14 protein-coding genes are annotated in these 14,689 nt (G+C 64.5%); 7 read left to right on the plus strand and 7 right to left on the minus strand.

All coding sequences use genetic code 11. The features are described 5' to 3' along the window. Both IPU70_RS32090 and IPU70_RS32095 read left to right on the plus strand, forming a co-directional pair. The coding region (locus IPU70_RS32090; RefSeq protein WP_242702797.1) for a YfhL family 4Fe-4S dicluster ferredoxin at nt 1-187 on the plus strand (187 nt) is incomplete at its 5' end. Continuing rightward, nucleotides 184-1,407, plus strand: a complete 1,224-nt coding sequence (locus IPU70_RS32095) for a benzoate/H(+) symporter BenE family transporter (RefSeq protein WP_207473824.1) — start codon at nt 184-186, stop codon at nt 1,405-1,407. The genes IPU70_RS32090 and IPU70_RS32095, both read left to right, overlap by 4 nt. A gap of 26 nt (nt 1,408-1,433) precedes the next feature. Here the strand turns inward: IPU70_RS32095 and IPU70_RS32100 are convergent, their stop codons facing one another. Next, nucleotides 1,434-1,820, minus strand: a complete 387-nt coding sequence (locus tag IPU70_RS32100) for an MOSC N-terminal beta barrel domain-containing protein (RefSeq protein ID WP_207473825.1) — start codon at nt 1,818-1,820, stop codon at nt 1,434-1,436. Further along, nucleotides 1,817-4,342 carry an AsmA family protein gene (locus tag IPU70_RS32105; protein WP_207473827.1) on the minus strand — a complete coding sequence of 842 codons (2,526 nt, stop codon included), beginning with the start codon at nt 4,340-4,342 and terminating at the stop codon, nt 1,817-1,819. The genes IPU70_RS32100 and IPU70_RS32105 overlap by 4 nt, the downstream gene beginning before the upstream one ends. A gap of 391 nt (nt 4,343-4,733) precedes the next feature. Here IPU70_RS32105 and IPU70_RS32110 point away from each other — a divergent pair, with 391 nt between their 5' ends. From IPU70_RS32110 to IPU70_RS32125, 4 genes are all read left to right on the plus strand, one after another. Continuing rightward, entirely contained in the window at nt 4,734-6,332 is a 1,599-nt protein-coding gene (locus IPU70_RS32110) for an MDR family MFS transporter (protein WP_207473829.1), read from the plus strand. Between the two features lie 3 nt (nt 6,333-6,335). After that, nucleotides 6,336-6,782 (plus strand): MarR family winged helix-turn-helix transcriptional regulator, encoded by a 447-nt coding sequence (locus IPU70_RS32115; RefSeq protein WP_207473831.1) that lies wholly within the window; start codon nt 6,336-6,338, stop codon nt 6,780-6,782. Nucleotides 6,783-6,900: 118 nt separating this feature from the next. Further along, the gene (locus IPU70_RS32120) at nt 6,901-7,656 is read left to right on the plus strand and encodes a sulfite exporter TauE/SafE family protein (RefSeq protein WP_207473833.1); all 756 of its coding nucleotides are present in this window, start codon (nt 6,901-6,903) and stop codon (nt 7,654-7,656) included. 35 nt (nt 7,657-7,691) lie between these two features. Continuing rightward, entirely contained in the window at nt 7,692-8,069 is a 378-nt protein-coding gene (locus tag IPU70_RS32125; protein WP_207473835.1) for a ligand-binding protein SH3, read from the plus strand. 401 nt (nt 8,070-8,470) lie between these two features. Here the strand turns inward: IPU70_RS32125 and IPU70_RS32130 are convergent, their stop codons facing one another. Continuing rightward, a complete protein-coding gene (locus tag IPU70_RS32130) occupies nt 8,471-9,361 on the minus strand; it encodes a LysR family transcriptional regulator (RefSeq protein ID WP_207473837.1) in 891 nt (296 codons plus the stop codon). Between the two features lie 171 nt (nt 9,362-9,532). Between IPU70_RS32130 and IPU70_RS32135 the strand changes: the two genes are divergently transcribed. Next, the gene (locus IPU70_RS32135) at nt 9,533-11,065 is read left to right on the plus strand and encodes an MFS transporter (RefSeq protein ID WP_242702798.1); all 1,533 of its coding nucleotides are present in this window, start codon (nt 9,533-9,535) and stop codon (nt 11,063-11,065) included. Between the two features lie 326 nt (nt 11,066-11,391). Here the strand turns inward: IPU70_RS32135 and ychF are convergent, their stop codons facing one another. The 4 genes from ychF to IPU70_RS32155 form a co-directional block, all read right to left on the minus strand. Next, nucleotides 11,392-12,483, minus strand: coding sequence for a redox-regulated ATPase YchF (ychF, locus tag IPU70_RS32140; RefSeq protein WP_207473840.1), 1,092 nt, complete (start codon nt 12,481-12,483; stop codon nt 11,392-11,394). Between the two features lie 97 nt (nt 12,484-12,580). After that, nucleotides 12,581-13,366 (minus strand): type II CAAX prenyl endopeptidase Rce1 family protein, encoded by a 786-nt coding sequence (locus IPU70_RS32145; protein ID WP_207473842.1) that lies wholly within the window; start codon nt 13,364-13,366, stop codon nt 12,581-12,583. Continuing rightward, on the minus strand, nt 13,366-13,962 hold the full coding sequence (gene pth / locus IPU70_RS32150; RefSeq protein WP_207473843.1) for an aminoacyl-tRNA hydrolase: 597 nt from the start codon (nt 13,960-13,962) through the stop codon (nt 13,366-13,368). The genes IPU70_RS32145 and pth overlap by 1 nt, the downstream gene beginning before the upstream one ends. 98 nt (nt 13,963-14,060) lie before the next feature. Further along, a complete protein-coding gene (locus IPU70_RS32155) occupies nt 14,061-14,675 on the minus strand; it encodes a 50S ribosomal protein L25/general stress protein Ctc (protein ID WP_013396186.1) in 615 nt (204 codons plus the stop codon). Between the last annotated feature and the right edge of the window lie 14 nt (nt 14,676-14,689).

A 14,689-nucleotide genomic window follows, 5' to 3' on the forward strand; every position in this document is an offset into this window, starting at 1 on the left:
CGCAATCTCCATGGGCGAAGACTATTACGTCATCGATCCTGACCGGTGCACCGAATGCGTGGGCCATCACGACGAGCCGCAATGCAAGGTGGTCTGCCCGGTAGAGTGCATCGAGCTCCACCCGCAATGGAAAGAAGGCCAGGAACAGCTCATGGCCAAGTACCGCCGCCTGACCGGTGCCGCATGAGCGACGCCGCGCAGTCCAGTATCGACCTTCCTCCTTCCCGCCACCACGCCCGCCGCGACCTGTCCGCATCGGCCATCGCCGCCGGCCTGGTCGCCGTCCTGGTCAGCTTCGGCGGCACCGCCGTGCTGATGGTGCAGGCTGGCCATACCGCGGGCCTGGATTCGGCCCACATCGGCTCCTGGATCGGCTCGCTCAGCCTGGCGTTCGGGCTGGGCGGCGCCGTGTACAGCCTGCGCACGGGCCTGCCCATCGTCATGGCCTGGTCCACGCCCGGCGCGGCCTTGCTGGTCACCGCGCTGGCAGGCGTTCCGTTCAACGAAGCCATCGGCGCCTTCATCCTGGCGGCCGCGCTGACGCTGGCCTGCGGCGTGTTCGGCTGGATCGATCCCATCCTGCGCCGCATCCCCGGCGAAATCGCCGCCGCCATGCTGGCGGGAGTGCTGCTCAATTTCGGCATGGGCGTCTTCAGCAACATCAAGCAGCAGCCCGCGCTGGTGCTGGCGATGTGCGCCGCCTATCTGCTGTGCCGGCGCTGGGCGCCGCGCTACGCGGTGCTGGTCGTCATGCTGGTGGCCATCGCCATCGCCTTCGGGCTGAACCTGATCCAGCTGGACCTGCTGGACTGGCGCCTCACTGAATTCGTCTGGACCACGCCAGCCTTCAGCGCGCAGGCCGCGGTCAGCCTGGGTATTCCGCTGTTCATCGTCGCGATGGCATCGCAGAACCTGCCTGGCCTGGCCATCCTGCAAGCGGCCGGCTACCAGCCGCCCGCCTCGCGCCTGGTGGCGGCCACCGGCCTGCTGGGCCTGCTGGCCGCGCCCTTCGGCGCGCACAGCGTCACGATGGGCGCCATCAGCGCCGCCATCTGCACCGGTCCCGAAGCGCATGCGGACCCGTCCAAGCGCTACATCGCCGCCGCCACCTACGGCTTGGGCTATGTCGTGCTGAGCGTCGTTGCCGGCGCCGTGGCCGTCTTCTTCCAGGCCTTGCCCGCCGCCCTGCTGGCCGCGTTGGCCGGGCTGGCGCTGTTGGGCACCATCATGGGCGGTATGGCCGCGGCCATGGCCAACCCGCAACGCCGCGAAGCCGCGCTCATCACGCTGCTGGCCACGGCATCGGGTTTCAGTTTCTGGGGTATCGGATCGGCCTTCTGGGGCCTGGCGGCGGGCCTGCTGGCCCACGTGGCGTTCGAGTTCAAGCGGTCGGGCGCCCAGGCCTGACGCGGCCTAAGCGCGCCTGAGGCTATTCAGGCTGGCCAGGCGGCCACGGGCGTGTCGGGATGCACCTTCATGATGCGGCAAGGCACTTGCACGAAGTTGGAGATCCAGGCCGCGGCCAGTTCCCCTTCGTCGATCACGTCGACCACCTGCTCGCCGACCTTCATGCTGTAGCGCACGCTGTCGTCGTCTTCGATGACGTCCAGCGGAATATCCATGCGCAACATGCCCGGCGCCTTGAGCACCAGGTAGCCCAGCCGCAGTTCGACCGAGACCTCGGCCAGCCGCGGACACAGGGCGCGGTTCAGCCACTGCCCTGAATCATTGGCGATCAGCCATTGCCGGTGGTAGCCCGCGGCCTCGGCCTGCGCAGTGACGCCGCACTCGGCCACGGGTTGGAAGTGTCCGGCGTTCATTTGCCCAGCAATCCCTTCAAAGCTTTGTCGACGGCCGCGCCGCCCTTGCCCTTGCCCGTCACCGCTTCGCGCAGCTTGTTTTCCAGGCTGCGCTGGAGAATGCCGCCTATGGCGTCCTTCCACAGCACGGTATAGGTCGGCTTGTCGAACGACCCCTTGACGTGCACGGGAATGGTCACGTCCTTCAGGTCTATCAGTTCCTTGCCTTCCGGGTTGGCCGCCGGATTGACGACGCGCGCACGCGCCACCAGGTCCAGCTCGCTCTTGACGAAGTCTATGGTGGCCGGTTCGCCTTGCGTCACGCGCAGCAGGGGCGACACCACGTTCAGGCGCTTGACGGCAGCCACGCCCTTGGTGAATGCCAGGTCCGCGTCCATCTCGGAGAATTCCGTCTGCTTGCTGGTGTCGGAGGCGACGGTTTCGTTCTGCGATTCGGGTTTGAAGGCGGCCTTCAGCTCGCGCAGCGTCTGCGTCAGGTTGATGCCCTTGACCGCGCCATCGCGCAGGCGCAATTGCATGGTGCCGCCCAGGCCGCTCTTCATGGCATAGGCGTTGGCACCGGCCGTCTTCAGGTCCAGCGCGAGGCTGCCCGTGCCGCTCAGCACGTTCTGGTGCGCCAAGTCCATCAGGAACGGTTCGATGGCAATGCCGGCCAGCGACATCTTGGTGGCCAGCTGGTTGCCCTGCGCGGCGTCCACCGACAGATTGCCCGCCAGCTTGCCGCCGTAAAGGCCGGCCGTCAGGCTGGAGATGTCCAGTTTGCCCTTGTCCAGCTTGATTGCTGCACCGACGTCGTCGGCCTTCAAGCCGCGTACGACCAGCTTGCCGACCTTGATCGTGCCATTGACGCTGGGGCCGATCAGCGCCGACAGGTCGATGGTGTCGTCAGCGGGCTTGGCAGGAGCGGGAGCCGGAGCAGCGGCCGGTTGCGCCGGCTTGCCTTCTTCCTTCTTGGCTTCGGCGGGCGGCTTGGCCGCCGGCTGCGCAGGCGTTGCGGCCGCGGGCGGCACCAGCTTGTCCAGGTCCAGCGTGTCCACCACCAGCGCGAAATTCACCTTCGGCGCATCGCTCAACTTGGTGATGTCCGCGCTCAGGTCGAACTTGCCGCCTTCCAGCACCGCGTTGATCTTGCTGGTGGCCTGATCCTTCAACAGGTCCGCCGTCACGCTGCCGATCACCGGGATCTGCAGGCTGCCCTTGGGCAAGCCGGGATCGGTAATGTTGACGTCGCCACGCAGGCCGGACAGGCCGCCGCTGCGCTGCAGCAGGTTCAGGGACAGCGGCGAGGCGAAGTTCAGCTTGACGATCCGTTCGCCGTTCTTGGACGTGCTGTCCAGCTTGGCTTCCTTGATATCCAGCTCGCCAGCGTTGCCGCTGATGCCGTTCAAGCCGAAGCTCGCGTCCAGGCCGCTGATGCGCACGCGGCCCGTGAGCGCTTCCCCCGTGGCCGAGGCCGGCGAGATGTTGAGCGCGGGCGCGTCCACGGCGAATTCGAAGGGACCGTCAGCCACGCCGCCCTTGGCGCGAATGGCCAGCTTTTCGATCTGCAACTGGCTCTTGTGGGGGTCGATCGCCAGTTTGGGAATGGCGACGCTTGCGTCCACATTGGTGGCCCGGGCGGCGGGATCGGTGACGTCGCCCTGGAACACGACCTCCAGGCCGGCGATATCGAGCGCCGATTTCTGCCCGTTGAAGGCCAGATTGCCGCGCACCGCCAGGCTCTTGGCCTCGGCGCCCGGCAGCTTGCCGTCCATGCGCAGGTCCAGTTTCTGCGCTGCGTAGCGCTTGGCGGAAGGATCCAGCGTCAACAGGGCCTGACCAGTCAGATTGGCGTCCACGCGTGGATTGCCGCCCTCGACGCGCGCGGTCATGCGCACGTCAAACGGCTGATTGAAGGTGACGCGGCCGGTGTTGGCGTTGATCTTGGTGACCGCCACCGCCATGCCCGTGATCGCGTCCTGCAGCTGCACCTGGCCGTCCTTCAGGTCGAGCCCGGCGATATCGATCTGCATGTTGTTGCGCGGCTGCGGCAGGTTGCCGTTGGCCAGGGCCTGCACCGCGCTCTGCGCCGCGCCCGCCAAGGCTTCGGCGGGATTGGCCGGCGCCGCCGTGATCGGCGCGGTGCCGCCCACGAGATTGCTGAAATTGAACTGGCCCTGCTTGTCCCGCATCACACGGGCCTTGAAGCCGGTGATGGCCACGTGGTCCACCACAAAGCTGTTGGACAGCAGCGGCCACACCGCAACCGCCAGGCGGGTGCTGTCGATGGAAGCGAAGGTTTCCGGGCTATTGGGCTCGGACAGCGACACGCCCTGCACCGACAGGCCGATGCGCGGGAAGAGCGACAGCTCGATCTCGCCGTCGATCGTCAACGTGCGTTGATAGCGTTGCTGGACAAGCTCTTCCAGCTTGTACTTGTACGCGTTGGGGTCGAATGTCAGCAAGAAGATGGCCAGGCCAACGACGGCCACGACAACCAACACTACCAGGCCTATCAAAATGCGCTTGAACCACGTTTTCATTGCTGCCCCGTCGGTACCTCGACTGGAAATCCTTGAATGCCGTCCGCGGCGCCAAGCGCGCGGAAGGTGCTTTGTCGGCGGAAAACCGCCCGGACCATATAGCCATGGCCTTTCAGGGCATGCCCGCGCTCTAGCCGAGCCAGGGGCTGCGGCGCCAAGAATGGGATCTGCCAGGGAAAGCCTGATGAAGACGCCAGCCAGACCGGCGTACAGATAGCGCTATCGTAACAAATCAGGCTGGCTTCGCGCGGGCCGCCGGACCAGGCTGCGCAAAATCAGCACTATCGCCATCGGCTCCGCGCCTCGAAATCCGACCCGGACCTGACAACTTTCTGTCTGACGGATTGTAGGACTAGAATGCTTGATACATCAATCATTGATAGATCCAACAATGTCCGCCCCCGCTCCCAGCACCCCGCACTCGCCCGGCCAGGTGCTCCCTTTCCGCCAGACCCTGCTCGCCATGCTCGGCATGTGCTTCGTCATGATGATGGTCGCCATCGACCAGACCGTGGTCGGCACCGCGCTTCCGACCATTGTGGCCGAACTCAAGGGCTTCGAACTGTATGCATGGGTAGCGACCTCTTACCTGCTGACTTCCGTCATAACCGTGCCCATCTTCGGCCGCTTGGGCGACTACTACGGGCGCAAGCCGTTCGTGGTGGCGGCCATCGTGCTGTTCACCCTCGCCTCGGTGCTGTGCGGCGCGGCCGACAGCATGTTCACGCTGGTCCTGGCCCGCGCCCTGCAAGGCATAGGCGGCGGCATGCTGGTGGGTACCGCATTCGCGTCCATTCCCGACCTGTTTCCCGATCCCCACGTGCGGCTGCGCTGGCAGGTCATGTTGAGCTCCGCCTTTGGCATCGCCAACGCCGTGGGGCCGACCCTGGGCGGCGCGCTGACTGAGCACTACGGCTGGCGCTCGGTGTTCTACGTCAACCTGCCCATCGGCATACTCGGCCTGTGGTTCGTCACCCGCTATCTGCCGCACCTGCGCAGCCACACCTCCGGCCGGGTGCGGCTGGACTGGCAGGGCGCGCTGCTCATCGCCCTGGCGCTGGGCAGCCTGCAACTGCTGGTCGAATTGCTGCCCAAGGAAGGGCTGAGCGGGTCCATCATGCTGCTGGGCGCGGGCAGCGCGGTCGCCTTCGCCGTGCTGCTCTGGTGGGAACGGCGCTGCCCGCATCCGCTGCTGCCGCTGGACATGTTCCGCAACCGCGGCCTGGCCATGCTGTTCACGCTGGCCCTGCTGGTGGGCGTGACCATGTACTCGCTGCTGTTCTACGCGCCGCTGCTGCTGCAGGGCGGCTTCGGGCTGTCGCCCCAGGACGCGGGCCTGCTCATCACGCCCATGGTTGTCTTCATCACCGTGGGCAGCATCATCAACGGCCGCATCATCACCCGCATCCGCAATCCCAACCGCATGCTGTACGCGGGCTTCATCCTGATGGCGCTTTCATGCACGGGCATTGTTACCACCCATAGCTATACGTCACATGCGCTCATCGCCGCATACATGCTGATGGCCGGCCTGGGCATGGGCTTCATCATGCCCAACCTGACGGTCTTCGCACAGCAGACCGCCGGCCGCAGCCACCTGGGCATCGCCACCGCGCTACTGCAATCGCTGCGCATGATAGGCGGCATGCTGGGCACGGCGATCGTCGGCACCATGGTGAGCCACAGCTATTTCAGCGGCGTCGAATCCACGCTGCGCGGCGCCTCCGCCCGCTGGCTGCCCGAACTGAACGACCCGCAGATGCTGGTCAATCCCCAGGCCCAGACGCAGTTCCTGGCACAATTGGCGCATCAAGGCCAGGACGGAACCTCGCTGATCGAGATCGCGCGCGTCGCGCTCGTGGGCGCCATCCACGAAGGGCAGTTGATCGCCCTGGCGGTCGCCGTGTTCGCGCTGTGGTGCGTGCGGCGGGTGCCCCCGATCCAGTTGATCCGCCCCTCCAAACCAGAGCCGGCCGGCGTCGGAGAATAGCTTTTGCCCAAACAACAACAAGGCTTGCAGGTCATCCAGCACATGGGACAGGCCTACCGCGGCATGCAGAACGCGTTCAGCAGCTCGGTCGGCCACGCCCTGCCCCGCTGGCGCATCCTGCTGGCGCTGCATGAATGCGGCCAGTGTTCGCAGAAGCATCTGGCAGAACGTTGCCGGCTCGACCCCGCATCACTCACGCGCCAGCTGCAGGCCATGGAAAAGCTGGGCTGGATCGCGCGCGCAGTGGACCCGCAAGACAACCGCCTGACCAACGCCAACCTCACGCCCGCCGGCCAGGCCGTGGTGGACGACGCCCTGCCCAAGCGGGCCGCCTTCTTCGAAGAATCACTCAAGGGCTTGTCGGCCGCCGATATCGATACCTTGAATCGCGTGCTGAGCGTGCTGGAGGCGAATTTCCTGCGGGCTGGGGCGGACAAGGCGCCAAGCTAGAACAGGCAGCGCCGCCATAAGAAGAGCGGTATCGGCCCATAGCCAAACGCGATTCGCGAGGGGCCAGGATCATCCAGAATACAGGCCGTTCCCCCACATAAGAACAAAGAGGCGGCAAATGGATTCTGTGTATCTGGTGGTCACCCTGGGCGCAGTCGTCGCGGGTTTCGTGCAGGGCCTGTCGGGCTTTGCGTTCGGCCTGGTGGCGATGTCGTTCTGGGCTTGGATGCTGGACCCGCGCCTGGCCGCGACGCTCGCGGTCTTCGGCGCCCTGGTCGGACAGATCCTCGCCGCCATCACCGTGCGGCGCGGCTTCGACCTGTCGCGATTGCTCCCTTTCGTGGTCGGCGGCCTGTTCGGCATTCCGCTGGGCGTGGCGCTGCTGCCGCGCCTGGACATGGACTGGTTCAAGACCGTACTCGGCGCGCTGCTGGTGATCTGGTGTCCCGCCATGCTGTACGCCAAGAACCTGCCGAAGATCTCCGCGGGCGGCCGCGCCGCCGACGCGGCCGTCGGCATGGCCGGCGGCGTGCTGGGCGGCATCGGCGGCTTCACGGGCACGCTGCCCACCTTGTGGTGCACCCTGCGCGGCTTCGACAAGGACGCGCAACGCGCCATCATCCAGAACTTCAACCTGTCCATGCTGCTGGTGACCATGGGCACGTATCTGGCAAGCGGCATCGTCACGCGCGCCATGCTGCCCATGTTCGCCATCGTCGCCGCCGCCATGCTGGTGCCTGTGCTGCTGGGCGCGAAGCTTTACATAGGCATCAGCGAAGCGCGTTTCCGGCAGATCGTGCTGGGCTTGCTGACGGGATCGGGAGTTGCCTTGCTGGCGTCGGCAGTGCCGCGGCTGCTGGCGCGCGTGGCATAGTTCCGCGCATGCAACAGCACGGACAAGGCATACCCATGAATCCCGATCGCCACTACCTCGTCATCCAGGCCCATGCCAGCGAATTTCCCGAGCCCATGCTCGTACGCAAGGGAGATCGCGTGGCAGTTGGTGAACGGTACGATGGCCCCGAGGGCTGGCCCGACTGGTATCACTGCACGCCCGCGAATCAGGAGTCCGGCTTCGTGCCGGCGCAATTCCTGGACCGCCATGCCGACGGCAGCGCCACGCTGCTGGAGGATTTCACCAACAAGGAATTGGATGTCGCGGAAGGCGACATGTTGCGCGGTGAACGCGAATTGAATGGATGGGTATGGGCGGCCAGGCTTGTGGATGGAGAGGCGGGCTGGGTACCGCTCGACAACTTACGTGCGTGCGATCAAACCATCTGCTGATGCAGTCCAATTCTGCCGCGACCGACTACTCGCTATTCACCGCATGATTTGCGGCGAATAACCAGCCATTCGCCGCAGCCAATTGTGTTCTTGCCCCACCCGTCTTCCTCGCAAAGTCCTTACGGGACAAAAGCGGCATGCATCGCTCGTGACGCCTCACCATGAAAAACACTCCAAAGATCGGACCGAAGTCCGATCTTTGGAGTGCGTCGCGGAATGTTCAGCTGCGCTTAGACGTTGATCACACGTTTAAGCGTCGATCGGTCGGCAAAGGCCTGCCCGTCTGGCGCAGTGGAAGCCCGTGATCGAGCAACGGCTGGAGCGGCAGATCGCCGCGACGGTGGGCAGCGGTGGCGTGTCGCGGGAAATCGGCCAGCAGCGTGCTCTTTCAATGACTTGAACTATCCCGCCGGGAACAGGTGCCCAGCCATGAAATCCACGAACGCCCGTACCCGGGGCAACAGTTGCCGATTGGACGGCCACAATATCCAGAAGGTACTGGACGAACCCGTCCATTCGTCCAGTACCGTCACAAGTTCTCCGCGATCGAGGGCCAGCTTGACTGCGAAGTCAGGCAGGTAGGCAATGCCGTGGCCCTGGATGGCCATATGCCGCAAGGTCTCAAGGTGGTTGCTCGTCATGCTTGCCGCAGGACGCATATCGGTGTCCTCGCCGCCGCGTCGCAAGCGCCATTTTTCCAGCAGGCCGGTGCTTGGGACGCGATGCAGCAGGCAAGCATGCTGGACGATGTCCTCGGGCCGTTCGGGCATGCCGTGCTGCTCGAAATAGCGTGGCGCGCCCACACAGACGAAGCGGCTGATGCCCAGGCGCTTGCTCATCAAGCGGGAATCGCTCAACTCTCCGGTGCGCACTACCGCATCGAAACCTTCATCCACGACGTCCACCAGTCGGTCGCTGAAATCCAGGTCGAGTTCAATTTGCGGATAGTGGCTGGCAAAGGCCGACAACACCGGCCACATCAATCCGCTGACTAGCGGCAGGCTTACCCGAAGTCGACCTTGCGGCGTCGCGGTCGTGCTGGCCAGCTCATTCTCGGCCGCCGCGATTTCGGAGAGGATGCGTCGGCAACGGTCGAGAAACAGCGTGCCTTCTGCGGTGAGGCTGACGCTACGGGTGCTGCGCTGGAATAGGCGTACGCCAAGCTTCTGCTCCAGCCGGGCCACGCCCTTACTGATCGCCGACGCAGAGATGCCCAACTGACGCCCCGCTGCCGCGAAGCTGCGTAGATCGGCCACCTGCACAAAGATCGTCATGCCGCTGTGGCTATCCATTTGCCGCTCCAATTGATGACATAAATGTCATGTCTATCGTGATTTGCGGGCTATTTTTCCATAAATGGTTCCTTTCTATCATCAATTATTCAAAAGGACCGTCACGGTATTGCCGTGAACCACAGTTTCGAGAGCGTCATGCATGGCCTCACCATTTTTAAGGGATACCCGATGAGCACCACCACCACATCCGTGTCGGACGCGACGATTCTTAAAGCCCCTCTGATCGTGACCGGGTGTCTGACGGCCGCCGTCATTCCGTTGAGCATCGCTGGTCCCGCCGTCGTCGTGCCCTCTATCAACCAAGCGCTTGGCGGCAGCGCGGTCGAACTGACCTGGATCATCAACGCCTACATCCTGACCTACGGCAGCGCAACACTGGCGGCGGGTAGCTTGGCCGACACCTATGGACGCAAGCGGATCTGGCTGTCGGGCATGCTGTTGTTTGCCTTGATCACGGCGGCCATTCCCTTCATGCCGTCAGTGTTCTGGATCGACATCCTGCGGCTCATTCAGGGCCTGGGCGCCGCAGCAGCCTTTGCGGGCGCGATGGCTGCGCTGACGCAAGAGTTCGACGGGCATGCCCGCACCCGCGTGTTCAGCCTGATCGGCACGACTTTCGGCGCCGGAGCGGCATTCGGTCCATTCCTGGCCGGACTGCTGATAGACACCCTGGGATGGCAGTGGGTGTTTTATCTACCAGCGCTGGTCGCCTTGTTGGCATCCGCACTCATTGCGCCACTTGCCCGCGAGACACGCGACCCCGACGCCACGGGGCTGGATTGGCCCGGCGCCATCAGTTTCACCGCCGGACTGGCGGTGCTCACCTACGGCATCATTCTTGCCCCCGAACGAGGCTGGAGCCATGCCTCGGTGCTCGCTTGCCTGGCAAGCGCAGCCGTGTTGCTGGCCGCCTTCGTCATCATCGAGCGACGCCAGGCCAAACCCATGCTCGACCTTTCCCTGTTCGCAAATGCACGGTTCGTCGGTGTGCAGGTGTTGGCGATTGCGCCGGCCTATGCATACATCGTGCTGCTGGTCATGCTTCCAGCCCGATTCATAGGGGTGGAAGGACACAGCGCACTGGCAGCCGGGCAGATGATGATTGCGCTGTCTGCGCCGCTGCTGGTGGTGCCCTTCATTGCCGGCCTTCTTACGCGTTGGATCAACGTCGGCGTGCTGTCTGGCATTGGCCTCGCCATTGCGGCCGCCGGACTGGCCTGGCTGGGTTTGACGCTGTCCGGCGACGCGCAAAGCGAGCGTCTGCTGGCGATGCTGGTGATCGGCGTCGGAATAGGTCTCCCCTGGGGACTGATGGATGGTTTGGCCGTGAGCGTTGTTGCCAGGGAACGGGCCGGCATGGCGACGGGAATCTTCAATGCGGTACGCCTGGCCGGCGACGGGATGGCCATCGCCGCCGTGGGGGCCATATTGTCTGCCCACATTCTCTCGGGGCTAGCGGCGTTGGCGCCGAATGGCACATTGGGGCAAGTGACGGATGCAGACTTGGTGGGAGCATCGAACCGATTGGCCATGAGCGATCTACAGAACGCCCTGGTGCATTTGCCGACGGCGGGACAGTCACTGCTGTTGCAGGTGTACGAAAGCGCATTCCGGCTCCAGCTTCTTGTTCTGGCTGGCGCTGCCGCGGCGACGGCGATTCTGGTACTCGTGCTGTTAGGCAGGGTAAGACGGCATGACTGATCGCAAGGGAATTTAGGCATTTCCTTTGCTCCCTGGCTGTGGCCGGAAAACAGCACTTTGCCCGCGCTGCCGAGCGGCCGCGCATCGAACAGCCGCCTTTGTCGCGCGCCCTAGAAGAGTAGGAGGAAGAATTGGCGCGGTGCTGTTTGCTGGCACCACGCAGCCCGTTTGAACACGAGTCCCCCCAACGCTACCCCCGAATTTTTCAGATCTCGATGAACAATAGGAACGCTCAGCAGACCGTATTGTTTGGCAAGCCCTTGATTTCAAAAGGCCCGCCCAATCCACTAAGCGCTACCGAACGCTCCCGAGTTCTGAAAAAATCGTCAGACGTTGAACAAGAAGTTCATCACGTCCCCATCTTGCACGATGTATTCCTTGCCTTCCGCGCGCATCTTGCCCGCTTCCTTGGCGCCCTGCTCGCCCTTGTAGGTGATGAAGTCTTCGTAGGCGATGGTCTGGGCGCGGATGAAGCCGCGTTCGAAGTCGGTGTGGATGACGCCGGCGGCCTGGGGCGCGGTGGCGCCGATCGGCACGGTCCAGGCGCGCACTTCCTTCACGCCTGCGGTGAAGTAGGTTTGCAGGCCCAGCAGCTTGAAGGCGGCGCGGATCAGGCGGTTCAGGCCGGGTTCTTCCATGCCCATGTCCGACAGGAAGGCCTGGCGGTCGGCATCGTCGAGGTCGACGATTTCGGATTCGATGGCGGCGCAGATGGCGACCACGGGCGCGTTGCGCGCGGCGGCGAATTCGGTCAGGCGGTCCAGCAGCGGATTGTTGGTGAAGCCGTCGTCGGCCACGTTGCCCACGTACATCGCGCGCTTGGCGGTGATGAAGCAGAGCTGGGCGATATCGGCCTTCTCTTCGGTCGTCAGGTCCAGCGCGCGGATCGGCTTGGCTTCATTCAGCTGGGCGATGCACTTTTCCAGCACGGCCACGATACGCTGCGCTTCCTTGTCGCCCGAGCGCGCGGTCTTCTGGTGGCGCTGCAGGGCCTTTTCGGCGGTCTGCAGGTCGGCCAGGGCCAGTTCGGTTTCGATGACTTCGATGTCGGCGATGGGATCGACCTTGCCGGCCACGTGGATCACGTTGGGATCTTCGAAGCAGCGCACCACGTTGACGATGGCGTCGGTTTCGCGGATGTGCGAGAGGAACTGGTTGCCCAGGCCTTCGCCCTTGCTCGCGCCGGCGACCAGGCCCGCGATGTCGACGAATTCGACGGTGGCGGACAGGATGCGTTCGGGCTTGACGATTTCAGCCAGCTTCTGCAGGCGCGGATCCGGCACCTCGACCACACCGACGTTGGGCTCGATGGTGCAGAACGGATAGTTCTCGGCGGCGATGCCGGCGCGGGTCAGAGCGTTGAAAAGTGTCGATTTGCCTACGTTGGGCAGGCCGACGATGCCGCATTGCAGAGCCATGGGAATCCTGTGTAAGTACGGTATTGATCGTTAACGTTCTAGTTTACCCCGGCTGGGCGTTCGAGCCCTGCCGGCCCGGCGGCCGTTGCGGCCCCGGTTAAGTCGCGGCAGCCGGAACCCAGCGCATGATGATCCAGATCATCAAAATGGGGCCGGCGTTGAAAGCGGAGTGCAGCAGGATGGCCGCGCCGATTCCGCGCCGCACGCGCATCCAGCCCAGCACCAGGCCCGTCAGCCATTGCGGCAGCACCAGCAGCGGCAGCAGCCAGTACGGCGTCTTGCTGTAGACGAAGTTGGTCAGGTGCACCGCGGCGAAGCTCAGCGCGACCAAGTGGAACACCAGGCCGAAGTGCTGCAGGTAATAACGCCGCCAGGTGGTATCCCAGCCTTGCAGCGGTTCGGCGCGCTGGCGTGCGCCCCAGCATGCCAGGATGACGAATGCGGCCAGCAGGAGGCCGGTCCAGACCTTGGGCCCCCACAGCACCACGGGCACCATCGCCGGGATCAGCCACAGCGCCTGCCTGGGGCGGCGCAAGCCATAGCGGAACAGTATTTCTTCGACCAACGGCGCCCAGATCACGGCGGTCAGCCAAGGGATGTTGGTGGGGTCAAGCCGATGCGTGACGCCACCCAGGCCGGCCGCGGCCACGGCAACAGGCCCCAGAGCGAACAGGTTCACGGCCCACAGCAGCGCGGCCCAGGCCAGCAGGCGGCCCGGCCCCAGGCCAGGCCACCAGTCGGCCACCAAGCCGCTTGCGGCCGCGCGGCCCGGCAGGCGCGAAGCTGGACGCGGGTGGCGGATGAAACGCCAGAAATCCGCGACTTCGCTGCGAAAGCGCAGTTTTCCGCCAGACACCGATGCCGATTGCCGCTGGTCTGCCATCAGGCCTCGTTGCCGCTATGCAGTTGGCGCGTAGCCAAGGGGAAATCTCCGGCCAGCATCGCCGGCACCACCGAGCGGCAACGGTCGATGACCGCTTCGATCTCTTTCTGCTCTTCGCGCCGTGGCGGGTGCAGGACGAAGTCCGCCACCTGCTGGGCCAGGCCCAAGGTGCGGGGATGGCCGATGCCGATGCGCAAACGCCAGAAGTTGGGGCTGCCCAGCGCCGCCTGGATGTCCTTCAGGCCATTGTGGCCCGCATGGCCGCCGCCCTGCTTCAGTTTCACCTGGCCGGGCATCAGGTCCAGCTCGTCGTGCAGCACCAGCACCTGCTCCGGCGTCAGCTTGTAGAAGCGGGCCAGCGCGCCGACCGCCTGGCCGGAACGGTTCATGTAGGTGTTGGGCTTCAACAGCAGCACGTTGTCCGCGCCCAGGCGGGACTTGGCCACCATGCCGAAAAAGGACTTCTCCAGCGCAAAGGAAGCGCGCAAGTCGTCCGCCAGGTGGTCGGCCAGCCAGAAGCCGGCGTTGTGCCGGGTGGTTTCGTAATCAGGGCCGGGATTACCCAGTCCCACGATGAGGCGTATAGGAGTAGACATGATGGGGGGTGTTTAAACCAAAAAACCCTGCGCATGCAAATGCACACGCAGGGTTTCGGGTACCAGCCGCGGAAAGCCCGGGGGCTTTCCGGCAGGACTTAGGCGGCCGGAGCTTCGGCAGCGCCTTCGTCAGCGGCAGCGCCGCCCTTGACCACGGCCGTGGCGGCCAGCAGCGGGTTGGCATCGCCGCCGTGGGGCACGTAGGTCACGCCCTTGGGCAGCTTGATGTCGGCCAGGTGGACCGAAGCGCCCGGCAGCAGATCCTTCAGGTCCACTTCGATGAACTGGGGCAGCGCTGCCGGCAGGCAGGTGACTTCCAGTTCGGTCAGGACGTGGCTGATGATGGCGCCGCCCAGCTTCACAGCCGGCGAGACTTCAGCGTTGATGAAGTGGAACGGGACCTTGGTGTGCAGAGCCTGGTTGGCGTCCACGCGCTGGAAGTCCACGTGCAGGACTTGCGGCTTGTAGGCGTGCCATTGAACCGAACGCAGCAGGACTTGCTCTTCCTTGGCTGCGCCTTCCAGCGCCATTTGCAGGATCGACGCGTGGAATTCTTCCTTGCGCAGGGCGTGGTAGATCTCGTTGTGGTCGAGTTCGATGTTCAGGGGGGCAGCCGTACCGCCATAAACGATGGCGGGAACGCGGCCCGCGCGGCGCAGGCGGCGGCTCGCACTCGAACCCTGGACGCTACGCGCAGTGGCATTGAATTTCATGGAAAACTCCAAAA

The sequence above is a fragment of the Achromobacter sp. SD115 genome, assembly GCF_017355315.1.
Taxonomy (GTDB): Bacteria; Pseudomonadota; Gammaproteobacteria; order Burkholderiales; family Burkholderiaceae_B; genus Achromobacter; species Achromobacter xylosoxidans_B.